27 protein-coding genes and 1 pseudogene are annotated in these 24,127 nt (G+C 39.6%); 22 read left to right on the top strand and 6 right to left on the bottom strand.

From position 1 onward, the window contains the following. Window positions 1–26 precede the first annotated feature (26 nt). Together H6G28_RS07220 and H6G28_RS07215 are read right to left on the bottom strand one after the other, a co-directional pair. Window positions 27–629 carry a hypothetical protein gene (locus H6G28_RS07220; protein ID WP_190669949.1) on the bottom strand — a complete coding sequence of 201 codons (603 nt, stop codon included), beginning with the start codon at window positions 627–629 and terminating at the stop codon, window positions 27–29. A 115-nt stretch (window positions 630–744) separates the two neighbouring features. Beyond that, window positions 745–2,172 (bottom strand): integrase, encoded by a 1,428-nt coding sequence (locus H6G28_RS07215; RefSeq protein WP_190669947.1) that lies wholly within the window; start codon window positions 2,170–2,172, stop codon window positions 745–747. 109 nt (window positions 2,173–2,281) lie between these two features. On the opposite strand from H6G28_RS07215, the pseudogene H6G28_RS07210 reads away from it, so the two are divergent. From H6G28_RS07210 to H6G28_RS07145, 14 genes and pseudogenes are all read left to right on the top strand, one after another. Beyond that, window positions 2,282–2,743 (top strand): annotated as a pseudogene (locus tag H6G28_RS07210) (NifH family ATP-binding protein); the annotation flags it as partial. A 150-nt stretch (window positions 2,744–2,893) separates the two neighbouring features. Then, window positions 2,894–4,387 carry a nitrogenase molybdenum-iron protein alpha chain gene (gene nifD / locus H6G28_RS07205; RefSeq protein WP_190669946.1) on the top strand — a complete coding sequence of 498 codons (1,494 nt, stop codon included), beginning with the start codon at window positions 2,894–2,896 and terminating at the stop codon, window positions 4,385–4,387. Window positions 4,388–4,592: 205 nt separating this feature from the next. After that, window positions 4,593–6,131: a nitrogenase molybdenum-iron protein subunit beta gene (nifK, locus tag H6G28_RS07200; RefSeq protein WP_190669944.1), complete on the top strand. Its 1,539-nt coding sequence runs from the start codon at window positions 4,593–4,595 to the stop codon at window positions 6,129–6,131. Window positions 6,132–6,267: 136 nt separating this feature from the next. Beyond that, window positions 6,268–6,585 (top strand): Mo-dependent nitrogenase C-terminal domain-containing protein, encoded by a 318-nt coding sequence (locus H6G28_RS07195; protein ID WP_190589861.1) that lies wholly within the window; start codon window positions 6,268–6,270, stop codon window positions 6,583–6,585. 557 nt (window positions 6,586–7,142) lie between these two features. Further along, window positions 7,143–8,582 (top strand): nitrogenase iron-molybdenum cofactor biosynthesis protein NifE, encoded by a 1,440-nt coding sequence (gene nifE, locus H6G28_RS07190; RefSeq protein ID WP_190589860.1) that lies wholly within the window; start codon window positions 7,143–7,145, stop codon window positions 8,580–8,582. Then, window positions 8,583–9,899 (top strand): nitrogenase iron-molybdenum cofactor biosynthesis protein NifN, encoded by a 1,317-nt coding sequence (gene nifN, locus H6G28_RS07185; protein ID WP_190589859.1) that lies wholly within the window; start codon window positions 8,583–8,585, stop codon window positions 9,897–9,899. 223 nt (window positions 9,900–10,122) lie between these two features. Beyond that, window positions 10,123–10,536, top strand: coding sequence for a nitrogen fixation protein NifX (gene nifX, locus H6G28_RS07180; protein WP_190589858.1), 414 nt, complete (start codon window positions 10,123–10,125; stop codon window positions 10,534–10,536). Continuing rightward, window positions 10,533–11,009, top strand: coding sequence for a NifX-associated nitrogen fixation protein (locus H6G28_RS07175; RefSeq protein WP_190669941.1), 477 nt, complete (start codon window positions 10,533–10,535; stop codon window positions 11,007–11,009). The genes nifX and H6G28_RS07175 overlap by 4 nt, the downstream gene beginning before the upstream one ends. 177 nt (window positions 11,010–11,186) lie before the next feature. Next, the gene (locus H6G28_RS07170) at window positions 11,187–11,384 is read left to right on the top strand and encodes a CCE_0567 family metalloprotein (RefSeq protein WP_190589856.1); all 198 of its coding nucleotides are present in this window, start codon (window positions 11,187–11,189) and stop codon (window positions 11,382–11,384) included. Beyond that, window positions 11,381–11,698 (top strand): nitrogenase-stabilizing/protective protein NifW, encoded by a 318-nt coding sequence (nifW, locus tag H6G28_RS07165; protein ID WP_190589855.1) that lies wholly within the window; start codon window positions 11,381–11,383, stop codon window positions 11,696–11,698. Before H6G28_RS07170 ends, nifW begins: the two co-directional genes overlap by 4 nt. Window positions 11,699–11,708: 10 nt before the next feature. After that, window positions 11,709–12,509 carry a HesA/MoeB/ThiF family protein gene (locus tag H6G28_RS07160; RefSeq protein ID WP_190589854.1) on the top strand — a complete coding sequence of 267 codons (801 nt, stop codon included), beginning with the start codon at window positions 11,709–11,711 and terminating at the stop codon, window positions 12,507–12,509. A 254-nt stretch (window positions 12,510–12,763) separates the two neighbouring features. After that, a complete protein-coding gene (locus tag H6G28_RS07155) occupies window positions 12,764–13,132 on the top strand; it encodes a HesB/IscA family protein (protein WP_190589853.1) in 369 nt (122 codons plus the stop codon). 282 nt (window positions 13,133–13,414) lie between these two features. Then, window positions 13,415–13,714 (top strand): 2Fe-2S iron-sulfur cluster-binding protein, encoded by a 300-nt coding sequence (locus H6G28_RS07150; RefSeq protein WP_190589852.1) that lies wholly within the window; start codon window positions 13,415–13,417, stop codon window positions 13,712–13,714. A gap of 175 nt (window positions 13,715–13,889) precedes the next feature. Continuing rightward, window positions 13,890–14,141 carry a FeoA family protein gene (locus H6G28_RS07145; RefSeq protein ID WP_190669939.1) on the top strand — a complete coding sequence of 84 codons (252 nt, stop codon included), beginning with the start codon at window positions 13,890–13,892 and terminating at the stop codon, window positions 14,139–14,141. A 302-nt stretch (window positions 14,142–14,443) separates the two neighbouring features. On the opposite strand, the gene H6G28_RS07140 is transcribed toward H6G28_RS07145, so the two are convergent. Then, window positions 14,444–14,653 (bottom strand): TOBE domain-containing protein, encoded by a 210-nt coding sequence (locus tag H6G28_RS07140; RefSeq protein ID WP_190669937.1) that lies wholly within the window; start codon window positions 14,651–14,653, stop codon window positions 14,444–14,446. Window positions 14,654–15,420: 767 nt separating this feature from the next. Between H6G28_RS07140 and H6G28_RS07135 the strand changes: the two genes are divergently transcribed. The 4 genes from H6G28_RS07135 to H6G28_RS07120 all read left to right on the top strand — a co-directional run bounded on the left by H6G28_RS07135 (window position 15,421) and on the right by H6G28_RS07120 (window position 18,390). Beyond that, window positions 15,421–16,047: a CBS domain-containing protein gene (locus H6G28_RS07135; RefSeq protein WP_190669935.1), complete on the top strand. Its 627-nt coding sequence runs from the start codon at window positions 15,421–15,423 to the stop codon at window positions 16,045–16,047. A 206-nt stretch (window positions 16,048–16,253) separates the two neighbouring features. Further along, window positions 16,254–16,718 (top strand): ankyrin repeat domain-containing protein, encoded by a 465-nt coding sequence (locus H6G28_RS07130; RefSeq protein ID WP_190669933.1) that lies wholly within the window; start codon window positions 16,254–16,256, stop codon window positions 16,716–16,718. Next, complete coding sequence (locus H6G28_RS07125; protein ID WP_190669931.1) at window positions 16,705–17,991, top strand: nitroreductase family protein; 1,287 nt, start codon at window positions 16,705–16,707, stop codon at window positions 17,989–17,991. The genes H6G28_RS07130 and H6G28_RS07125 overlap by 14 nt, the downstream gene beginning before the upstream one ends. A 30-nt stretch (window positions 17,992–18,021) precedes the next feature. Continuing rightward, the gene (locus tag H6G28_RS07120; protein WP_396020674.1) at window positions 18,022–18,390 is read left to right on the top strand and encodes a hypothetical protein; all 369 of its coding nucleotides are present in this window, start codon (window positions 18,022–18,024) and stop codon (window positions 18,388–18,390) included. Window positions 18,391–18,420: 30 nt separating this feature from the next. Here the strand turns inward: H6G28_RS07120 and H6G28_RS07115 are convergent, their stop codons facing one another. Further along, on the bottom strand, window positions 18,421–18,903 hold the full coding sequence (locus tag H6G28_RS07115) for a hydrogenase maturation protease (protein ID WP_190669929.1): 483 nt from the start codon (window positions 18,901–18,903) through the stop codon (window positions 18,421–18,423). 12 nt (window positions 18,904–18,915) lie between these two features. On the opposite strand from H6G28_RS07115, the gene H6G28_RS07110 reads away from it, so the two are divergent. After that, window positions 18,916–19,353, top strand: a complete 438-nt coding sequence (locus H6G28_RS07110; protein ID WP_190669927.1) for a hypothetical protein — start codon at window positions 18,916–18,918, stop codon at window positions 19,351–19,353. A 7-nt stretch (window positions 19,354–19,360) separates the two neighbouring features. Here H6G28_RS07110 and H6G28_RS07105 read toward each other — a convergent pair whose 3' ends face one another. Beyond that, the gene (locus H6G28_RS07105; protein WP_190669925.1) at window positions 19,361–19,681 is read right to left on the bottom strand and encodes a hypothetical protein; all 321 of its coding nucleotides are present in this window, start codon (window positions 19,679–19,681) and stop codon (window positions 19,361–19,363) included. A 103-nt stretch (window positions 19,682–19,784) separates the two neighbouring features. Next, window positions 19,785–20,207, bottom strand: coding sequence for a hypothetical protein (locus H6G28_RS07100; protein WP_190589843.1), 423 nt, complete (start codon window positions 20,205–20,207; stop codon window positions 19,785–19,787). Window positions 20,208–20,625: 418 nt separating this feature from the next. Here H6G28_RS07100 and H6G28_RS36745 point away from each other — a divergent pair, with 418 nt between their 5' ends. The 3 genes from H6G28_RS36745 to H6G28_RS07090 all read left to right on the top strand — a co-directional run bounded on the left by H6G28_RS36745 (window position 20,626) and on the right by H6G28_RS07090 (window position 24,094). Continuing rightward, window positions 20,626–20,841 (top strand): hypothetical protein, encoded by a 216-nt coding sequence (locus tag H6G28_RS36745; RefSeq protein WP_242049218.1) that lies wholly within the window; start codon window positions 20,626–20,628, stop codon window positions 20,839–20,841. 713 nt (window positions 20,842–21,554) lie between these two features. Beyond that, window positions 21,555–22,352: a WecB/TagA/CpsF family glycosyltransferase gene (locus H6G28_RS07095; protein ID WP_190589842.1), complete on the top strand. Its 798-nt coding sequence runs from the start codon at window positions 21,555–21,557 to the stop codon at window positions 22,350–22,352. A gap of 251 nt (window positions 22,353–22,603) precedes the next feature. Beyond that, the gene (locus H6G28_RS07090) at window positions 22,604–24,094 is read left to right on the top strand and encodes a lipopolysaccharide biosynthesis protein (RefSeq protein ID WP_190669922.1); all 1,491 of its coding nucleotides are present in this window, start codon (window positions 22,604–22,606) and stop codon (window positions 24,092–24,094) included. Window positions 24,095–24,127 lie beyond the last annotated feature (33 nt).

Here is a 24,127-nt window from a genome sequence, read left to right as displayed (position 1 = left end):
ACAGATTTTTATTAAGCTAACATCTATCATCCATTTTGCAGCATCCAAACTAACATACCCACAATCTCTTCCACTGGTGGGAGGGGATAATCTAGCAAATCGATAGTTACTAAATCATTTTCTAGCTTGAGAAATCGCCACTGTGTACCACTGCTAATCGAACCATAAATAGTCGCAATTGAACGATTTTTTGCTGCATTAAATCTTTGTGCAGCCACCATCTCTGCAATACATTGTCCAAACCCAGTTCTTAAATCAGCCTTTTTTGCTTCAACAAGTACAAGTACAGGTGCTTCTATTTCTAATACTTCAGTGGAACGACTTAATAAAAAATCACACATTCCATTAAGTCCAACTGATTCATCAACTGTAAAATCTTCACCCGAAAATAAGCTAATTTGCCGATTTAATATCCTTCTTACTTCTAACAATATTGGATAAATAATACCTTCTGAACGTGCTTTTTCACTAGCAGAAGAAGCAAGTGGTATACTTTCTTCCAGATACGCCTTTAACGTAGTCGATACCTCGATTTTATCGATTTCAGGAATAAAACGTCCGCCTTCCTGTGTTTTTAGCCCAAAAGCTTCTTTAACCTTACTAATATTAGTAAATTGACTATAAGGCATAATTAATAAAATTCCTTACCTTAAATTTATTTGATTTATTCCTTTGGATATTTGCCATAAAAAATTAACCCCGTTACCAACAATTATATCGGAACTCGGCTTGCTCGATACATATTTAATTGATTATCCGTATTAACTCTTGATTTTCTATTTGTAACCGCAATTTCTCATTTTCCAATCTCAATTTCTCATTTTCCTGCTGAAGTTCAATCACCATATCTTGTAATTCTTGCACCTTAGACTTTTTCTTAATCGCCTCTTCAATAGCAACCTTACGATTTTCCAAACTAAACCATTTTTGATAAATGGATGTGTGCATATTCACAGAATGACCCAAATTATCAGCAGCAGCTTTAATTGGTATTCCCATTAAATGCGCTCTAATAGCCCAAGCGTGACGTAAATCATAGGGTTGAAAAGTAATACCGACAAATCTAAACCATCGGTCTGTACCGTGTCGCGCCGAATTAATCTGTTGACTAGAAACTTTGTTGTGGATTTTTGCTTTCAATAACTCGATGGCTTCTGTGTCAGTTTTTAAGTTAAAATTTTCCACCCAACGGGGATATAAAGGTAAAGCTTCCCTTTCCCCTGTTTTACATTCTTCATTCACACGCCAAGTATTCATTGTATTATCTGATGATAACCACCAATCTAAATCAGGATTGAGAAAAATTTCTCTAGGTCTTAATCCATAGGTAGCTAACATTCCATATACCCAACGCCATAACTTCCAATTACTTCTATCTTCCCTTGTCAGCAATTTACTGGGACGATTCAGGGCATAATTCTCAAACTTGAGATATTCCTGTTCTATTTCTGCATCAGTAGGTATATCACGCTTTCGTTGAGCAGCTGGTTTTATTTTCAGATTACTTAATTCTGGAACTTCCAAACCAGAACACTTACATAAAACCCTAATAACTTTAATTAACTCATTTTTAACACTATCGGATGAATTACAACAGTTTACAGCTTCAATAAAATTGGCGTTGTTTGCTAGTTTATCCTTGGGCAAATGCGTTTGAGCAATATAGCGATAACTATTAAATGTATTTTCACTTCTCAAAGTACGTTTTCGAGTTTGGAAATAATTATTCTCGAAATCTGCAATCAAATCACCAATTGTTTTTCCTGTAGTTTTTTTGTGCGTTTTGCCTAAGTATTTATCATTCCATTGAAATTGTTTTCTTGCTATTAGCTTTCCTAACTCATGAGCTTCTTCTTCCGCAGTATTTAATCCATCAAAATTAAACGGTATACCCAAAGAAATGTCGTATTGCTTTGTTCCTATACCGTTTTTATCAATATCTCCTGGTTTAATGGGTAGGGTAGTTCTCAGTTGTAGTGCTTTACCAGATTTTCTAACGGAGACATTTACCCTAGCTGCTTTGAGTCTGGCATTTACCGCCTTTAACTCGATTGCCAATTTTTCCGCCAGGTGATTTTCTTGATTTGTGACTGCTTGCATTCTGCCTAAATATCCTCCATCAGTGATGGCTGTTTGTTGAAAATCGGCAAATGCTTCCTGTGTTCTGTTCATACCCTATATTTACCCTAATAAAAAAACTGTCCATCATTGACATTGATGACAGCAAACATTGTTAAAAATGAACATTTTAAGCTATTAAGAGCATATCACTGCTCTTTCCCGTGAAGGTAAAGCACAAGAAATCTACATCGTTACCTCTGGTGAAATGATGGCGATGTACGCTGCAAACAACATCGCTCGTGGTATTTTGAAATACGCTCACTCCGGTGGTGTACGCTTAGGTGGTTTGATTTGTAACAGCCGTAAAGTTGACCGTGAAGCTGAACTGATCGAAAACTTGGCTGAACGTTTGAACACCCAAATGATTCACTTCGTACCTCGTGACAACATCGTTCAACACGCTGAATTGCGTCGGATGACCGTTAACGAGTACGCACCAGACAGCATTCAAGGTAACGAATACCGTGCATTAGCTAAGAAGATCATCAACAACGACAAGCTCACCATTCCTACACCAATCGAGATGGATGAACTAGAAGCACTGTTGATCGAATACGGTATTCTCGATGACGATTCTAAGCACGCAGAAATCATCGGTAAGCCCGCAGAAGCTACCAAGTAAGTAATTCCCTAATTAGGAGACAAGGAAAGTATGAAGTATGAAGTGTGAAGTATGAAAATTCCCTTCATTCAGCTTTAGCCTTCAGCCTTCATTCTTCTCCTCTCCCTTTTTCCCTGATTTCCCCATCTTTAACTGTTACCGAGGCAGACTATGACACCTCCAGAAAACAAGAATCTTGTAGATGAAAATAAGGAACTAATTAAAGAAGTTCTGCAAGCCTATCCCGAAAAAGCTCGCAAAAAACGCGAAAAACACCTCAACGTCCACGAAGAAAGCAAATCCGATTGCGGCGTTAAGTCTAACATCAAATCCATTCCTGGTGTAATGACCGCTCGTGGTTGTGCTTACGCAGGTTCTAAAGGTGTGGTTTGGGGGCCTATTAAGGACATGATCCACATCAGCCACGGCCCAGTAGGTTGCGGTTACTGGTCTTGGTCTGGTCGTCGTAACTACTACGTAGGTGTAACAGGTATCAACTCTTTTGGTACTATGCACTTCACCTCCGACTTCCAAGAACGCGACATCGTATTCGGTGGTGACAAAAAACTCACCAAAATCATCGAAGAACTAGAAGTTCTTTTCCCCCTCAGCCGTGGTATCTCCATTCAATCTGAATGTCCCATCGGTCTAATCGGGGATGACATCGAAGCTGTTGCTAAAAAAGCTTCTAAGCAAATTGGTAAGCCAGTTGTACCCCTACGTTGCGAAGGTTTCCGTGGTGTATCTCAGTCTTTAGGCCACCACATCGCTAACGACGCTATCCGTGACTGGATTTTCCCTGAATTTGACAAAGCTAAGAAAAACAACACAATCGACTTCGAGCCAAGCCCCTACGACGTAGCATTAATCGGTGACTACAACATCGGTGGTGATGCTTGGGCAAGCCGGATGTTATTAGAAGAAATGGGCTTGCGTGTTGTAGCTCAGTGGTCTGGTGACGGTACACTCAACGAGTTGATTCAAGGCCCTGCTGCTAAATTAGTTCTGATCCACTGCTACCGTTCTATGAACTACATCTGCCGTAGTTTGGAAGAACAATACGGTATGCCTTGGATGGAATTCAACTTCTTCGGCCCCACCAAGATTGCTGCATCTTTACGCGAAATTGCAGCTAAATTTGACTCTAAGATTCAAGAAAACGCTGAGAAAGTCATCGCTAAGTACACACCAGTGATGAATTCGGTACTTGAAAAGTATCGTCCTCGCTTGGAAGGTAACACCGTAATGTTGTACGTAGGTGGTCTACGTCCTCGCCACGTTGTTCCCGCTTTTGAAGATTTGGGTATCAAGGTTGTCGGTACAGGCTACGAATTCGCTCACAACGACGACTACAAACGTACCACCCACTATATCGATAACGCCACCATCATTTACGATGACGTTACCGCTTACGAATTCGAGGAATTCGTTAAAGCTAAGAAGCCTGATTTAATCGCTTCCGGTATTAAAGAGAAGTACGCCTTCCAAAAAATGGGTCTTCCCTTCCGTCAAATGCACTCTTGGGATTACTCCGGCCCTTATCACGGTTATGACGGATTCGCTATCTTCGCTCGTGATATGGACTTAGCCCTCAACAGCCCAACTTGGGATTTGATTGGCGCTCCTTGGAAGAAAGCTGCTACCAAAGCTAAGGCTGCTGCTTAATTCATTCCCAAGAATCAAACGGATAGCCTGGGGTTTGTCGCCCCAGGAACCTAGGGAAGAATGGTGAATGCTGAATGCTGGATGAAGACTTTTATTCATTATTCATGATTCATCACTCGTGACTCCCCAGGGGAGGAGCGAAGTCCCCAGGCTCTCCCAACACTTCAATTACTACACCAACAAGCAAGCGTAGAGAGATACACAAATGCCTCAGAATCCAGACAGAATTGTAGACCACGTTGATCTATTCAAACAGCCAGAATACACCGAGCTATTTGAAAACAAGAGAAAGAACTTTGAAGGCGCACATCCTCCTGAAGAAGTTGAAAGAGTTTCTGAATGGACAAAATCTTGGGACTACCGGGAAAAGAACTTCGCTCGTGAAGCTTTAACCGTTAACCCCGCTAAAGGTTGTCAACCTGTAGGCGCAATGTTTGCTGCTTTGGGTTTTGAAGGTACTCTTCCCTTCGTTCAAGGTTCTCAAGGTTGCGTGGCTTACTTCCGTACCCACCTCAGCCGTCACTATAAAGAGCCTTGCTCCGCAGTTTCTTCTTCCATGACAGAAGACGCAGCAGTATTCGGTGGCTTGAACAACATGATTGAAGGTATGCAAGTTTCATACCAACTGTACAAGCCTAAGATGATTGCTGTTTGCACCACCTGTATGGCTGAAGTTATCGGTGACGATTTAGGGGCGTTCATCACCAACTCTAAGAATGCTGGTTCTATTCCTCAAGATTTCCCAGTACCTTTTGCTCACACCCCCAGTTTCGTAGGTTCCCACATCACTGGTTACGACAACATGATGAAGGGAATTCTGTTGAACCTGACAGAAGGCAAGAAAAAAGCTACCAGCAATGGCAAAATCAACATTATTCCTGGTTTTGATACATACGTTGGTAACAACCGCGAAGTTAAGCGGATGTTGAATGCAATGGGTGTTGACTACACCATTCTGTCTGACAGCAGCGACTACTTCGATTCACCCAACACTGGTGAATTTGATATGTACCCAGGTGGTACAAAGCTAGAAGATGCTGCTGATTCTATCAACGCTAAGGCAACAGTAGCTCTCCAAGCTTACACCACACCTAAGACCCGTGAGTATATCTCTACTCAATGGAAGCAAGAAACAAAAGTTCTACGTCCCTTCGGTGTTAAAGGTACTGACGAGTTCTTGACTGCTATCTCTGAATTGACTGGTAAAGCGATTCCTGAAGAATTGGAAATCGATCGCGGTCGTTTAGTTGATGCTATCACTGACTCCTACGCTTGGATTCATGGTAAGAAATTCGCTATCTACGGCGATCCCGACTTGATCATCTCCATCACCAGCTTCTTGTTAGAAATGGGTGCTGAACCAGTACACATCCTCTGCAACAACGGTGATGAAACCTTCAAGAAAGAAATGGAAGCTATCCTCGCTGCTAGCCCATTCGGTAAAGAAGCTAAAGTTTGGATTCAAAAAGACTTGTGGCACTTCCGTTCCTTGTTGTTCACCGAGCCTGTAGACTTCTTCATCGGTAACTCTTACGGTAAGTACCTGTGGCGCGATACCAAAATCCCAATGGTGCGGATTGGTTATCCTCTCTTCGATCGCCACCACTTACACCGCTATGCTACCCTTGGCTACCAAGGTGGTCTAAATATCCTCAACTGGGTTGTTAACACCCTGTTGGATGAAATGGATCGCAGCACCAACATCACTGGTAAGACCGATATCTCCTTCGACTTGATTCGCTAGAAATTGCTACAAGCTGGTTTGTTAAAAACAGCTAAGTAAGTCAAAAGGTAAAAGGCAAAGAAATTTACTCTTTTGCCTTTTGACTTTTTACCTTTTACTTTTCAACCTACCTATCCCTTGATTCGTTTTCTCTATCATGGACAGCATCAATCACGCTCATTCTCACGTTAATTACCATCCACCTAACTATAAAAAGTCTCCTCTACTTAATCCTCTGCGTCGTTTTGTGGACGGAATTAATGTTAAAAATAATCGCTTCGCTCATCTCATCTGTCAGGTTATTCCCTGCTGTTGCCCTTTTGAGCGAAATATTAGTTTATTTGGACGGACTTATCATATTCCGGCTTTGTGTAAGCTTAATCCTCTCTATGATGAGTTTGTTGGCTTACGTTTTCGGGCTTTGTCTTACCTCGCTGATGAATGTGGTGAGGACGTGACAAGGTATATTTGCTAATTTACTTATTATCTGGAAGTTATAGCAATCCTTGTGAGTTGTGAACGGAGTTTTTTATCTAACCGCAAAGTACACAAAGTACGCAAAGGGAGGAAAGAAAAAGTTTCACAATTAATTTAGGACTGTTTGGAGAGGCAAGAAAGTTTTTTGTTATTGGTAGTCGAGCATACTTTAAAGTTTCTTGTAAAAGTCGATGTTATAGAAATGAATTACTGATGCACATGGGGAATTGTGTGTCGGGTATAGTGAAGATTTTTGCAGGAAGTTTTTGTGACAGTAATCAGTTAACAGTTAACAGTAATCAGTAGACCTCTTGCATATATATTTTTTTGTCTCACGCAGAGGCGCAAAGACGCAAAGAGGTCTAGTGAATATATAAGTGATTATTGTTAACTGTTTTTTCTCAAGCAGAGAAGATGGGATTTTTATCGAACTACAGAGGAGCCAGTCGCGTGGTGAGGTAACGCGGTCTTGGGGGTTTCCCCCATGAGCGACTGCCGAAAGGGTTTCCCGACTTGAGCGAACTGGCGTAGCGCGGAGAACACAGAGGAAGAGAGATGAACACCCAAAAGAAGGTTAATGAACTGCTGAATGAGTCAGGATGCGAACATAATCAGCAGAAGAAGGGCGAGAAGAAGAATAAGTCTTGTACACAACAAGCGCAACCTGGAGCAGCTCAAGGTGGCTGTGCTTTTGATGGGGCGATGATTGCTTTAGTTCCAATTACTGATGCGGCGCATTTGGTTCACGGCCCGATCGCCTGTGCGGGTAATTCTTGGGGTAGTCGTGGTAGTCTATCTTCTGGGCCTGTACTTTATAAAACAGGTTTCACTACCGACATGACGGAAAATGATGTGATTTTCGGTGGTGAGAAGAAGCTTTACAAGGCAATTTTAGAAATTCATCAGCGTTACAATCCCAAGGCTGTGTTTGTCTACGCTACTTGTGTGACGGCTTTGATTGGCGATGATATCAATGCTGTTTGCAAGGCGGCGGCGGAAAAAATTGGGACTCCGGTTGTCCCGGTGATTGCGCCGGGATTTATTGGGAGTAAGAATTTGGGCAACCGTTTTGGCGGTGAAGCTTTATTAGATTATGTTGTCGGGACAGCAGAACCGGAGTTCACAACCCCCTATGATATAAACTTGATTGGCGAATACAATATCGCCGGGGAAATGTGGGGAGTCCTGCCTTTATTTGAAAAATTAGGCATCCGCGTACTATCTAAAATCACGGGTGATGCTCGTTATGAAGAAATTCGTTACGCTCACCGTGCCAAGTTGAACGTGATGATTTGTTCGCGGGCTTTGCTCAATATGGCGAGAAAGATGGAGGAGCAATATGGGATTCCCTACATTGAAGAGTCTTTTTATGGGATTGATGATATAAATCGTTGCTTGCGGAATGTGGCGGCGAAGTTGGGCGACCCTGATTTACAAGCGCGGACTGAACAGCTAATTGCTGATGAAACTGCGGCTTTGGATATCGCCTTGGCTCCCTATCGCGCCCGCCTCAAGGGTAAGCGTGTAGTTCTGTATACTGGCGGTGTGAAAAGTTGGTCTATTATCTCCGCCGCTAAGGACTTGGGGATAGAAGTTGTGGCTACTAGCACCCGCAAGAGTACTGAGGAAGATAAGGCAAAAATCAAACGCTTGCTCGGTACGGATGGCATCATGCTAGAAAAAGGCAATGCTCAGGAGTTGTTGCAATTGGTACGTGACTCCAACGCTGATATGTTAATTGCGGGTGGTCGTAACCAATACACAGCCCTGAAAGCGCGGATTCCTTTCCTTGACATCAACCAAGAACGCCATCATCCGTATGCTGGGTATATGGGAATGTTAGAGATGGCAAGGGAGTTATACGAAGCCCTCTACAGCCCGATTTGGAGTCAAATCCGTAAACCTGCGCCTTGGGATGAAGCAGCAGGGACTTTAAATAATTTTAGTTTGTCAGCAGAAGATATTTTCTCTGCTTCAATAGAAGAGGTATTTTAGATGGCGATCGTTACTGTTCCCGAAAAATCAGTTGCAGTTAATCCCCTCAAACAAAGCCAAGCTTTAGGTGCATCCCTCGCCTTTTTGGGATTAAAGGGAATGATACCTCTGTTTCACGGTTCTCAAGGGTGTACCGCCTTCGCCAAAGTTGTGCTTGTACGGCATTTTCGGGAAGCGATTCCCTTAGCCACTACAGCCATGACTGAAGTAACTACGATTTTGGGTGGCGAAGAGAATGTGGAACAGGCGCTTCTGACGTTGGTAGAAAAGGCCAAGCCAGAAATTATCGGTTTGTGTACCACTGGATTAACCGAAACCAGAGGCGATGATATTGAACGCTTCTTAAAGGATATCCGCGATCGCCATCGGGAATTAGACCACATCCCCGTTATCTTTGCACCAACACCAGATTTTAAAGGTGCATTACAAGATGGTTTTGCTACTGCTGTGGAAAGCATCGTTAAGGAAATTCCCCAAGCAGGCGGAATTAGAAGCGAACAAGTCACAATTTTGGCTGGTTCTGCTTTTACTCCCGGCGATTTACAAGAAATCAAAGAGATTGTCACCGCTTTTGGATTAGAACCTATCTTTGTACCTGACCTTGGCGCTTCTTTAGATGGTCACTTAGAAGATAACTATAGTGCGGTGACAGGTAGCGGTACAAGTGTCAAACAACTGCGTCAAGTAGGTTGTTCTGCTTTCACCATCGCTTTGGGTGAAAGTATGCGGGGTGCTGCCAAAATTCTCGATGAACGGTTCAACATTCCCTACGAAGTGTTTGGGGAATTGACTGGTTTAGAACCAGTAGATGAGTTTTTGCAAGCATTATCAATTTTAAGCAGCAACCCAGTCCCCGAAAAATACCGCCGCCAACGTCGCCAGTTGCAAGATGCAATGCTCGATACGCACTTTTATTTTGGTGCAAAACGGGTATCTCTAGCATTAGAGCCTGATTTACTTTGGGGAACAGTGCGCTTCTTGCAATCGATGGGATGTCAAATTCATGCGGCCGTCACCACAACGCGATCGCCTTTACTCGAAAAACTCCCCATCAAGAGCGTTACTATCGGCGATTTAGAAGACTTTGAAGAACTAGCAGTAGGTTCTGACCTAGTGATTGGTAATTCTAACCTGGCTGCGATCGCTAAACGTCTGTCGATTCCTCTTTATCGTTTAGGTTTGCCCATCTACGACCGTTTAGGAAATGGTCTATTCACAAAAGTTGGTTATCGCGGCACGATGGAGCTTTTGTTTGGCATTGGCAACCTCTTTTTAGAAGCTGAAGAAGAGCGCGTTAAACACTTTTTCAATGATTAGTAATTGGGGAATTGGGATTAGGGAATAGGGAGTAGTGAATTTTAGGATTGCTAAATCAAGGGATGATTCTTGTAGGGTGGGCATCTTGCCCGCCCCGAAATAAATAAGGACGGGCAAGATGCCCATCCCACAAAACTATAAAAATCATCTCGCAAATAAGCAATATCTGAATTTCTACTCCCCACTCCCCACTCCCCACTCCCTACACAAGTAGGAGAACAGAATGAAAATTGCCTTTACAACCAGTGACCACATTCATGTCAATGCTCACTTTGGCTGGGCGAGAGAAATTGATGTCTACGAAATCGATGGCGAAGGATATCAATTTTTACACACTCTCAACTTTGAGGGTGAGCTAAAAGAAGATGGTAACGAAGATAAAATTACACCCAAACTTGATGCACTGGTTGACTGTGCAATTGTTTATGTAACAGCAATTGGTGGAACTGCTGCTGCTAAGTTAATCAAGAAAGGTGTCACCCCAGTTAAAGCCCGCACTGAAGAAGAAAAAATTGAAGAGTTATTGACTAAATTAGTCCAAACTCTTAAAGGTAATCCTCCACCTTGGTTGCGGAAAGCTCTCCAACCCAAAACCAAAAGTTTTACAGATGAACTTGAAAATGAAGCAACTGTATGACCGCAGATAATACTGTTAACGGCACTACTAGTCTCGCAGCCTTAAACTCTCCCTTCATTAAGGCTTTAGTTCTCCAAATTCGTGGGCAAGATAGTTACGGATTCTACCGTAATTGGTCAGATGAATTAATCCTCAAAGCATTCGTCGTCCCCAAAAAAAAGAAACGCGAAATCCCCATTGAAGGCGAAGTCGATGCCGCAACTCAAGCCCGGATTTTAGTGTTTTACCGTGCTGTTGCTGCCAGAATTGAACAAGAAACCAATCTAATTTCTCAGGTTGTAATTAATATCAATCATGAGGGCTTCGGCTGGGCTTTAGTATTTTCTGGTCGGCTTTTGCTAACAGTAAAAACTCTCAGAGATGCTCATCGTTTCGGCTTTGAATCTCTCGAAAAGTTAGCAGAAGAAGGCGAAACTTTTGTCCAAAAAGGATTGGATTTAGTTAATCGCTTCCCAGAAGTAGGCAAGATTTAAACGTTAGTCATTAGTCATTAGTTATTCGTTATTTAAACCCCTCTCCAAACCTCTCCCCCCCAGGGAGAGAGGCTTTGAAAACGCAGAATATTTTTGCCCCTCTCCGCGTCGGAGAGGGGTTGGGGAGAGGTTTATCAAACTCATGTTTATTTACAAATGACAAAGGACAAATGACAAATGACCATCGAGGAATTGAAAACTCAAATTAAACGCCTCAACAGCAAAGCAGGTCAAATGAAAATGGATCTGCATGATTTAGCCGAAGGTTTGCCAACAGATTACAAACAACTTATGGATGTTGCAGCCGCAACTTATGAAATATATCGGCAACTGGATGAGCTAAAGCAGCAGCTAACAGCATTGGAGGGTAAATGAGTAAAACTATTGAAGAATTCAAAAAATTAAGTGATGCCGAAGAATTTTTGAAATTCTTTGAATTACCTTACGACCAAAAAGTTGTAAATGTAAATCGTCTCCATATATTGAAAAAGTTCTCGCAATATATCCAAGAAATTGACGAACAAGCTGCTGATTTAACTGCTGAAGAAAAACTGAATCAATATTGCTTGGCTTTACAACAGGCTTACGAGATATTTCTCGAATCAACACCCCAAGAACAAAAGGTGTTCAAAGTCTTTAAAGACAAGCCCAAAAATGTAATTACGCTGACAGAACTCTCTTCTGATTAGGAGGTAAATAGTGATCAACCTAACTCCTACCGAGTTAGAACGTTATAGTCGCCAAATGATGCTTCCGAATTTTGGCGAAGCGGCTCAGAAGCGCCTGAAGTCAGCGACAGTATTGGTTACAGGTGTGGGGGGATTAGGTGGTACAGCCGCGCTTTACTTAGCAGTAGCAGGCGTTGGCAAACTAATTCTCGTCCGGGGTGGTGATTTACGCCTTGATGATATGAATCGTCAGATTCTCATGACTGATGATTGGGTTGGTAAGCCAAGGGTATTTAAGGCTAAAGAAACCTTGCAAGCCATCAATCCTGATATTGAAATCGAAGCGGTTCATGATTATGTTACTGCTGAAAATGTAGATTCTTTGGTACAGTCCGCAGATATGGCACTGGACTGCGCTCATAATTTTACAGAACGCGATTTGTTGAATGCAGCTTGTGTGCGCTGGCGCAAACCAATGGTAGAAGCTGCAATGGATGGGATGGAAGCTTACCTGACAACAATTATTCCCGGTGTCACGCCTTGTTTATCTTGTCTGTTTCCCGAAAAACCTGAGTGGGATCGGCGTGGTTTCTCCGTGCTAGGTGCCGTTTCTGGGACATTGGCTTGTTTGACAGCACTGGAAGCAGTCAAGCTGATTACTGGGTTTAGTCAGCCTTTATTGTCACAATTGCTGACAATAGACTTCAACCGGATGGAATTTGCCAAGCGTCGTTCATACCGCGATCGCTCTTGTCAAGTATGCGGTAACAATGCACCTTGGAGATACTCGCAATCTCCATCAATGGAAACCACCAGTAATTTTACAACTTAATATTTTTGTCCTTTGTCATTAGTCATTTGTATTTACAAATATGTTTTCAAACTATTTGTTTAACTGGCGAACTTTTTAGATCCCCCTAAATCCCCCTTAAAAAGGGGGACTTTAAGAGGCTCTTAGCCCCCCTTTTTAAGGAGGGTTGGGGGGATCTAAGACTTTTGAAACACATCCTAATGACAAAGGACAATTATCACAAAAAACCCAAATTCTAGATTAGAACAATCAATCGCTACAGATTAGGAGATTGAATGACTGTTACTTTAACAGAAAAAGCAGAATTTCGTTTGCGGGCTTTCCTGCGAGGTTCCGGTTCTGATGAGAATAGCACTAAAGGTATCCGAATCTCTGTCAAAGGTGGCGGTTGCAATGGCTATGAATATGGTATGGATGTCACCAGCCAACCCCAACCAGATGATTTAGTAATCCAACAAGGTAGTGTGTTGGTTTACGTCGATGCCAAAAGTGCGCCCTTATTAGAAGGAATCGTGATTGATTTTGTCGAAGGGGTGGTAGAAAGCGGTTTCAAATTTACCAACCCTAATGCAACTAGTACCTGCGGTTGCGGCAAATCTTTCAAAACAGGAGACTGTACGCCAGATGGTGTTCCTTGTAGCTAAAAGAGTCTTCTTTTAGTGTTAAGTCAAACCATATAGGCTTTTCGTAAACGTACTCCGCACTAAATGTCAGAGACACTAGCTAATACTATTTTGGATTTTAGATTTTGGATTTTGGATTGAGAATTACTATCTGCATCTAAGTTATATCAATCCATTTGTCTTAATCATTATCTAAATAGGTATAAAACTCATCAAATGCTGTGTCTTCCTATTCATGCTTTCTCGAAGAGGAGCCTGACACACTTCGAGAACCAACCGAACCGTAATGAGGAGAATCGGAAAATGGCTACCTATCAAGTAAGATTAATCAACAAAAAAGAAGACATCGATACCACAATTGAGGTAGATGAAGACACTACAATTTTAGACGCAGCAGAAGAAGCTGGTATTGAGTTACCTTTCTCTTGCCATGCAGGTTCTTGCTCTAGCTGTGTAGGTAAAGTTACAGAAGGTGAAGTTGATCAATCTGATCAAAACTTCTTGGATGATGAGCAAGTATCTAAAGGATTTGCTCTGTTGTGCGTTACCTATCCTCGTTCTAACTGCACAATCAAGACTCACCAAGAGCCTTACCTCGTATAATTGATGTCTTAGATTATGCACAGAAGTTGCAGCTATACAGTCAAAATCTCTCTACACAGATTCAGATTGTATAGCTGCAATTTTTCATCACTACAGCTATTTTTAGCAATCCAAAAAATATGAAAGGTAAAGAAAATTATCTTTCATACTTCATACTTCACACTTCATACTTTTAATGTTTAAGCCTTTTAGTGTAAGCGGCTGTTCTTTAGCACTACTCCAACCTGGAGAGCAAGGTATTATAGCTTTTTATCAAACTCAAGATCAGAAAATCCTAGACCAGATTCATTCAGCAGGCATAAAAATTGGAACTTGTATTACTCTAGAACAGCTACTTCCTTTATTACAAATGAAAGTTGCTGGAGAATCTATCAGTTTAAGCCAAGAAGTTGCTCAGACTATTTACGTGCGGATAGTTGATAACTAAATTCAAGCTAAAATCTACTACTGGTGAAGTAGAAGGACTAAATTAAACCTAACGTGAGATTACCTAGTTTCGATACTTCGACACCTTCGACAGGCTCAGGGCGGCGCTACGCTCAGTATTCACACTCCAGCAAAGCTCAGTGAACGCTTCGCTCAACCCTCTTTGAGTCAGCTTATTGAGCATTGAGCGTAGTCGAAATGCGTCTTCTCAATGAAAATTTGTAAGATATAAATTCTGTAGAGACGTTGTATACAAAGTCTCTACAAAAATAAAAAAATTCCATTTAATGAATTAGTGATTTATCAATCAATAGCGACAATAACATCGGACGCTTTAATAACAGCATAAGCTTGCTTACCTTCTACCAAACCCAGGTTATCGGCTGAGGTTTTGGTAATAATAGAGACTAACTCTATTCCAGGCGCTAATTCTAAAGTTACTTCAGTATTAACTGAACCAGTTACAACCTTCTTAACGGTGGTTTTTAACGCATTACGCGCACTAATTTCCATGTTTTTATTTCCTTTTAAATCATGATTGCTTGAAACAATACCAACTTTTTGGAATATCAAGGTTATTTTTTAGATTTTCTTTATAAAATTACTAGATATAGTTTATACAAAATCTGTATAGCTAACAGTCCACTACTAAAAATACTCCGCTAGAGGGAGAATTTGAGTTGAAATAATTTAGCACAATATATCACTACTTAAGAATATTTTTAGTTAAAATATTGATACATGAACTTTGTCTACAAAACTTAATTTCAAAAAATAATTGTTACCTAGTAAACAAATCAATATCTATAAATTTTGATATTAAACAAATATCCTGAATAAACATACTATTAAAAAAATAAATGTAGTTTGTGCTGCATTTTGATATTTTTTTGTGATATTTAACCAATATCTTTATGAGAATACACACTTGTTTATGGAACAAACCTATCAGAGTGATAATATATAAGTAAGCTAAATTGTTGCTAGTGAACCAAACTTCAGCAGCAAGAGATTACAGGGTTATCCAAGACAGTTTCTACCGAAATCCTGGTACATCTGAAAGTTAGACAGCCGATGCGATCGCTTCAGCAATAGAGTAGGGAAAATGTGTAAATCTTATACTGATAATTGATGATTCTACTTAGTAGAATTTAGGGCTAATACTGCGTAAAACCTGTGTCTAATTTTCATCATACTTAGACGAAGCAAAAACAGTTTGGGAATAAGTGCAGCAGTTTAGAAACAATTCCCTTACTTGCAATAAATAAGGAGCAGGAATTATGCGAGCCAAACATATTATGACTCAAGATGTAGCTACCATTCGCGGCTCCGCTACAGTAGCAGAAGCAGTGAAATTATTAAGGCTCAAACAACTGCAAGAATTGATTGTAGAACCTCGTCATAGTGGTGATGCTTACGGCATTATGACTGAGAGTGATATTGCAGCCAAAGTGGTTGCTTATGGAAAAGATCCTCAAAGAACTTATGTTTACGAAATAATGAGCAAACCCTGTGTCACTGTAGATCCTGACCTTGATTTAGAATATGTTGCAAGGTTATTGATTAATACAGGGATGCGGAGTGCGCCTGTCATCCGTGGTGAATTACTTGGGATGATTACTATCAGCGATATTATCCACAAAGGCGACTTTGTAGATAAACCAAAACTCCTATTCTTGCAAAAAGAGATATATAAAGCAGTCTCCAACGCACGGGCAATTTCTGCGAATTATGGCCCAGACTCTAAACGCACAATTGAAGCTTGGGATTTCGTAGATGAACTCGAAGCTGAAGCTGGTTTTTATGGCGCACCCAAGCAAGATAAATCTTCTAGAGAACTATTCTCTGAAGAACCGAAACCAATGGTCGCAGGTGAGCAACCTAACCAAACAATGAATGCTGTCTAATGAGGATATCTGAGAATTATTAAACTGTTGATCCCCCCTAGCCCCCCTTATAAAGGGGGGAAACTAAGAAATCTAATTCCCTCCCCTTTCCAAGGGGAGGGTTAGGGAGGGGTAAAAGTTCATCTCATGGACAGTATTTTCAAAAAGTTTTTGTGAATGGTGGGCATTGTCCACCATTCCCTTTTATTAGTGAATAAAAGCAGTTTATGAAACAACAAAATCAGCAAAGTTTGAGTCAAACAACTTGTGAATGGTTGATAGGTAATAATTACAATCTTGAAGATTTAAATCAGCGTGGTGAAAATGGTGATACAGCTTTAATGAAAGCCACTAGGATAGGTAATTATTCAGTCGTTCAAGAATTGATTAGTGCAGGCGCGGATATTAATGCCAGAAATAATGATAGTAATAATGCCTTATGGTTTGCTTGCTTTGGCAATCATTATGAATTAATTAATTTGCTGCTAGAAATGAAAATTAATATCGATAACCAAAACGATAACGGTGCAACAGTGTTAATGTATGCAGCTTCAGCAGGTAAAGCAGAAGTAGTCAAGTTACTTTTACAACATCATCCGAATTTAAATTTAAAAAACTTAGACGATTACAAAGCTATAGATTTTGCCAGCACTATCGAAGTTTTAAGGATGCTGAAAGATGCTACAAAATGAATTATCTAGCAAAAGTTTTCATCAAAGGACTAAACATTCTTACCTATCAGTGCAGCTTGACCCTAATTATGTAGACCCAACAACGCAACCATCTGCTTTTAAGCAATATCCAAAATTTTATCGCAGGCTGCAATTAAATCTCAATCATCCCATTCATTCTTTCATTTACTTAACAAGTGCAATCACCTTAGAAAAGACTTATAAGGATGTAGCCTATCAACTACGTGTTAATCCTTCTGCGGGTGGGTTATATCCTACTGAGATTTATGTACAAATTCGTGGCATCCCGGAAATAGTTGATGGCATCTACCATCTAGAAGTTGAGAATAATTGTCTAACACTCATCTATGAATTAATAGATGATGGCTTGGAAAGTTATATTATACCGGGCAAATGTATCAAGGGAGTCATTTTTTTAATTAGTTGCGTTTATTATAGGTCTAGTTGGAAATATAAAAACAGAAGTCTGAGATATTGCTTTTTAGATAGCGGACACCATTTAGGTACAATTGCCGCATCGGCTGATCTCTATGACAAAAATATCCAGCTAATGTTTGACTTTGATAAGTTAGCTCTTAATTCTGACTTAGGTTTTGAGAATAAAGAGTTTGTGACGGCTAGTGTTCTATGTGGGGAAGTAGAAGAAAAGCATGTGAGACGCTTAAGGCTGAAAATTCCTTTTGTGAGTGGTACAGATTATTTTGAAGCTCATCAATTTATTGAAGATGGCTATCAGGTAACAGCTTTACACAAGAGTCCAAAACAACAGCTAGAGCATCCCAAATTTAAGTTTGACAAGGATAAATTTTATCAAACTGTTTGGCATAGACGTTCAAATAGACGTTTCCGGAAACAGTTGATTTCTCAAGAAGATTATTTCAGGATATTGCAACAACTAAAGCAACCAATTCCCACAGAAAGTTGTGAAGCAATCAAAGTTTATTCAGTCGTGCATCGAGTAGAGGGGATATCCCCTGGGTTATATCAAAACAATCATCTGATTAAAAGTGGCGATTTTAGCGAACATACTGGTTATTTGTGCATTAATCAGGCTATTGCGCGTGATTGTGCAGTAACTTTGTTTTTTGTGTCTGACTATACAAGTTATCAAACCGCTATGCAGTTAGCAGGTTTTTTAGGACACAGAGTTTACCTGAGTAGTAATTACTTGGGGATACAATGTAGCGGAATTGGCGCGTTTTATGACGATGAAACCCAGAGTTTCTTAGAAACAAAAATGGATATTCTCTACGCAATGGCTATTGGCAATTAAGTAGTTTTGTAAGTAGAGATGGCTAGGTATATGTTCTGTTACAACGATGATTACGATTACCGTCCAATGCAACCGTCATCGGCAGATATTATTTTACGGCAACAACTAGAGCATTCTATTAGTAAATACTTTTATGAAGCGTGCGATCGCACAATTCAAAATCTTCTTTCTCATTGTCGTTGGTATGTCACCAGTGATGCTAGTGCTATGACCTTAGTAATTGAATGTCCCGACCCTGTTACCAACTGGCGAGTTCTACAACAAATCGTCGCAATGGGGTCATTACTCCAGTCAATTGTCACCAGTGCTAAAATCCGCGTTTGTCCTCCCGAAAGCCAAGGTATACCTTTTGAAATGAGGGTAGATGAAATTGCTGTTTACCGTGATATGGCTGGTTAGAAAAAGCGTGTATGAAGAGAGTAGGAAAGACTATTGATTATTTATCATTGACCAATTACAAATAATTGTAACTACCTCTTCAAAAACTAAGTTAGCCGAACTTTTCACCACAGGACTTAACTCTAGTCCAAGGCTAAGATTTGCCGCCTCAATTAAATAAACTGTCACATCTTCGGGAAATTCATCCTGAAATATTTTCCTTCCGGCGGCTAGTGCATTATCCCAACGAAAATCATGCAAGTTATAACTAGGTTCCGGTAAAGCTTCTAATTCTTTACCTGGAACCTTAAATATTGCACCCGCTTCAGAATTGGTTGAACTAGCATCAATAATTACTAATTTTTTACTACCTCTAGCTTGAAACATTACCTCCATCCCTGCGGTTCCACAGTCATACACGCGCACATAAGGGTGAGGGTTTTCGGCTAGATATTGTTGTAAGCGTTGGGCGATAATTACACCTACAGCATCATCGCAGCGATTAAGATTTCCGCAACCAATAATAGTTAGCATAAATTACTAATTGTGACACTATACTTAATTTTTAATGGTGTAGCTTTCATAAAAAAGCAGTTTATGTCACAAGAACATTGGTATTTTATTAAAAATTATTATCAAAATCCGTCAATGCCTACTCAGTATCTTTCTTTTGAGGTTATGGCTTGGTTGGTAGATCAAATTATTGAATCTAGATTTTCCAACCTATTTTTTCCATTGCTATCACATCAAGCTCTACATATTCAAATCTCTAGTGATTGGTGCAAAATAAGTAAATTATCTAAAGTTACTATTTACCCCAAGCGGAACTGGTTAACATTTCACTACTGTATATTCAATGAGTTTAATAAGTATCAGTTCGATGAATATAAAGTTATGCTTGACCAGTCTGATTATCTGACAGAAACTATGTTCACACTTCTTGAACGCCTAGAAAACTACTATTTACCTGTCCAAATTGAATAAAAACTGCTCAACTAGCACTCGAAACAAAGCTTAACAATATCCCCAAAACCTTATCGACAGGAGGAATGTTGTACTCTGTGAGCCAGATTGTGACGGTTTGGGATTCTAGTTTGAGAAACTTCCAGCGATCGCCTGACGTAATTGCACCGTAAATTATAGGTATCGGACTATTATTCGCCAAGGCTAAACTTAAGCGTTTATTGATAGTCTCTATTAAAAACTGGCTAGGAGTTACAGGTTCAATGTCTTGGAGAAAATCAAAAGGTTCAATAACCGTCAGCCCAAAATCTTTTTTAACCTTTTTGAGTGTAAAGTCACTATAAGGCATAATTTAATTCATAATCTGCTTTGTTGTATCCTTATGTTACAACTTAATGGCTTTGTCTCATAAAAAAGACAAAGCCTCGGAATAATTAACAAATAACCACAATTTAGAACGTTACATTATATTTATCAGCCAGTTCAGATAGCTTTTCATACTGCTGAATGGCGGCTTCTGTGATTAACTGTTTCGCTTCTTCTGGCGTTGTGCCATTTTCGGGAATCAAATACTTCACATAAAGGGCGATAAAATCAGCCATAATTGCCGAACCTATCAAACCATGACTATCAGCTTCTTGACCAGCCATTGTTGCTACTAAACCCGCTTTGATGGGGTCTGGTTTCTCTTTCATGAACTGATCAATTAGTTGCCAAATATACTCGTTTGGTATGAGATTTTCTAACTTGGTTTTGTTAGGTGTAAATTCTATACCTGCGGCTTTTGACTGTTCTAAAACACACCATTCTGTAAATTCTTGTAGTGCTGCTTCGGGAAGTTTGGGAAGATATTTGTGTAGTTCTAAATCAGACACAAGCTTACCTTATAAATTTCAGGTTGGTTGAAGTGTAATAAAGCAAGCCTAACGCACTATTTCTAGTAGTTTTAGTGTGTTATGCTACGGTCGTAGAATAATATAGTAGACGAATGAACTTATATGTGCTAAACACAGCCTATTGAAGCTGAGAAACATCTAAAATCCAGAACCAGTCCCAGTGTCCATTGTCAAATGACAGGCTCAAGCAGAGAATATACAACTTGAATGCACACTAGTTTCATAGAGTAGATAGCTAAAATAAAGCATCAAGTATTCCAGGAGCTTGTAATAACATATTGATTCTTGATGTCATGGAGAAAATCAGATAAAAGATTTCTGAGATTGGGATGGACAATTGATCAATATATGTATTACAATAAGACTACAATCTAAAGTTAAAGGCTAAAAAATTTTTATGCGCTTAAAAAGATGGGAATCTCCCCGCCGAGAAGGGAGAAATGATAAAGGTAAAGGCGGTTCAGCAAGAAAGCGGCAACTTAAAAAACAAAGACAGATGCTGAGGCAACGCTTAAAGGAAAATAAGCAATCAGATAACAAAGGCAACAATCAAAAGGGGGGGGAGAATTTCTCCCCCTCTTTTTTGGCTAATTTTTGTAATTTAAGCCAGTGAAATAATATCAACCGTATACAAATATAGGACTCATATTTGATTTATGAAAAAAATCAGTACACCCAGACCAGCCGTCTTTCCTACTCCCTACTCCCCATTCCCTACTCCCTGCTTACACAACTAGATTCAGGAATCAAACCGTATTTCTATAGCTTTATGGATAATAAGTTGCTTTCAGAAATACTATTCCCACACCGTTTCATGGATTAATATACTTATCTGACTACTTGACACTGTATTTTGAGAATCTAGGTTAAATTAGACCTTGTAGAAATAATTTTTTATAAAAAAAAATTATGAATTTATACGGTTATGCCTATTAATTTAAATATATATGATTGTACTAACTCATCTTTTAGACAGATGACAAGTAAAAACTTTGCCGAAGATAGATACACTCTCGTAAGAGGCATGAAGTAGTAATGTAATGTTTGGATGAACTAATCTCTAGAAAAACATAAAGTAAATATAAAGTTTAATATCTCCTTGTAATAAACTTTCGTTAAGCAAGTAAGCTAATCTACGGTTATGATGGTTTTGAAGAGGATTCAGCAAACAGTAAAATTGCTGAAAAACTGTGATAAATCAATGTGTGTTCTTGTAAGAATGCTACAAGCTCAGAAAAAGTCAAGATTCATCTAATTGGCTTATTTAGACATAAAGGTTGCTCTAGGTAATCTGTTGTTATTTATCTTTGACAGAAGGAGTGAGCTATGGTAGCAGAAGTGTTACTACCTACTCAAAAAGTGCTTGATTTCCCTATTACTGCTTTAAGCTTTGAGGATCAGATACAGAAAATTATAGAATGGGCGATCGCTCATGAAAGTAGAAGTGTATATGTAGCAAATGTACACATGCTCATAGAAGCGCACTGGCAGCCTGAGTTCGCTAACATTCTGAGAAATTCAGATATGGTGACTCCTGATGGTATGCCTTTAGTCTGGATGATGCGCCGAATGGGATCTCCTTACCAAGATCGTGTAGCGGGTATGGATATTTTTTTGGAAACATGTCAATACGCCCAAACACATAATTTAAGTTTTTTCTTTGTCGGTTCACAAACTGAAATTCTGGCGAGAATACAAGCCAGATTAAAACAAGAATTTCCCCAACTAAAAATAGCTGGAATGGAACCCCTACCCTTCCGCCCACTCACAGAAACTGAAGATGAAGTTTTAGTCAATAAAATCAACTCCAGTGGGGCTGGTGTAGTTTGGGTATCTTTGGGATGTCCAAAACAAGAAAAATGGATAGCGCAACACAAAGGTAAAATTCGTGCAGTCATGATCGGAGTAGGCGGCGTTTTCCCTGTGTATGCCGGCATTCACAAGCGTGCGCCACGTATCATGAGAGACTTAGGCTTAGAATGGCTATATCGCTGGCTTCAAGAACCGCGACGACTGTGGCGGCGCTACACAACAACAATCCCTATATTCATTTGGCTGGCGGCTAAACAGTTATTTTTATCTAGTCGTATTGCTGCCGTTTTTCCAAAAACTACAGTGGAATAACGATTGTTTAGTCAATATGAGTTTTCATGATGATTCAAAACTCATATCAAATTCAAAATAGCATTGAGTAAATTTTGAAGATCACTGCATATTTATCTTGATTCATAGTTAATTTATTATGTTGAGAGATAATCTTTTTTCATAGCAATTTTTCACAGTTGTGAATCAAGATGAGATGCTTGTCTGCTCAAATAGACAGTGGGAGTGAAATATAATAGGTATTTTCATCCTTTGCATAGGTAAAGCCTGTAATGGAACCACCAAAACAAACATCAAATTTACGACAAAAAGCAGTTAAAGGCGTACTTTGGTCTGCGATTGAAAGTTGGGGAAAACAGGCTGTTTCCTTTGGAGTGTTCTTCTTACTCGCCCGATTATTAGGGCCGGAAGCATTTGGGTTAGTGGCTTTATCGGGGATATTTTTAAGCTTTCTGCAAATTTTTGTAGATCAAGGATTTTCGACAGCAATTGTTCAGCGCCAAGACTTAGAACCAGAGCATTTAGATACTGCTTTTTGGACTAACTTAGGAGTGAGTATATTACTGACAACAATCAGTATCTCTTGTGCTGGATTAGTAGCTTCTTTCTTCAAAGAACCACATTTAATACCAATAATTCGCTGTCTTTCTTTGAATTTTGTATTTGGTGGTTTAAGTGGTGTACAACAAGCAATACTCCAGCGAGAACTTGCCTTCAAAGTTTTAGCTGTGCGCTCATTAGTTGCAGTACTAGTTGGTGGTTCTGTTGGTATAGTATTGGCACTTCTGGGATTTGGCGTTTGGAGTATTGTTGGTCAATCTTTAGCAAATTCTATAGCCCAAGTTATCGCTTTGTGGTGGGTTAGTAGTTGGCGGCCAAGATTTAAGTTCTCCCAGAAACATTTTAAAGAATTATTCACATTTGGGATTAACATAGTTGGTATTAATGTACTTAATTTTGTTAATCAAAATTCCGACAATTTTTTAATTGGTTACTATTTAGGTTCTGTTGCATTAGGTTACTATGCTGTTGCCTATCGAATTTTAACAGTAGTATCTCAATTATTGATAACAGTTATTCAAAAGATTGCAGTTCCTGTCTTTTCAAGGTTGCAGCAAGAGCCGGAAAAAATGCGAAAAGCTTTATACTCTGCTATTCACTTAACTAGCTTAGTTGCTTTTCCTGCATTCATTGGGTTATCAATTCTCGCTCCCGAATTAATAGTGGTTGTTTTTGGTCAAAAGTGGATACCAAGCATTCCCGTAATGCAAATTCTTAACCTTATTGGGCCTTTGTATGCTGGGTTTTTCTATAACGGTGCTGTTTTAATGGCACTTGGTAAACCTACATGGAACTTGCTACTCAACTTTATTCAAGCATCTGGGAACTTAATTGGGTTTATCATAGCTGTTCAATGGGGAATTACCGCAGTTGCATCTGCCTATATCATTCGTGCTTATTTAACATGTCCTATTCCAATATGGATGCTTTATAAAACACTTAATATAAAAATCAGTACTTATCTACGTCAATATGTTGTTCCAACTGTTGGCACTTTAGTGATGGTTATTGTAATACTAATAACTAAGAAATTTCTGAGCCAAGCGATGAGTTTATATGGAGCATTATTCATCTACATAGTTTTAGGTGGAATAACTTATTTAGGAATAATCAAATTAATAGAACCAAAAGTTTTTGAAGAGATAGCAAACTTAATGGGAGAAATTACATCCAATCTTCCAGGAAGAAAAAATCAAATATAACTTTTTTTGAAACAATTAAGTGAGGATTCATTA

The sequence above is a fragment of the Nostoc sp. FACHB-190 genome, assembly GCF_014696905.1.
Taxonomy (GTDB): domain Bacteria; phylum Cyanobacteriota; class Cyanobacteriia; order Cyanobacteriales; family Nostocaceae; genus Nostoc_B.
The sequence above is the reverse complement of the archived record's forward strand: the minus strand, read 5'-3'. Positions and strand labels throughout refer to the sequence as shown.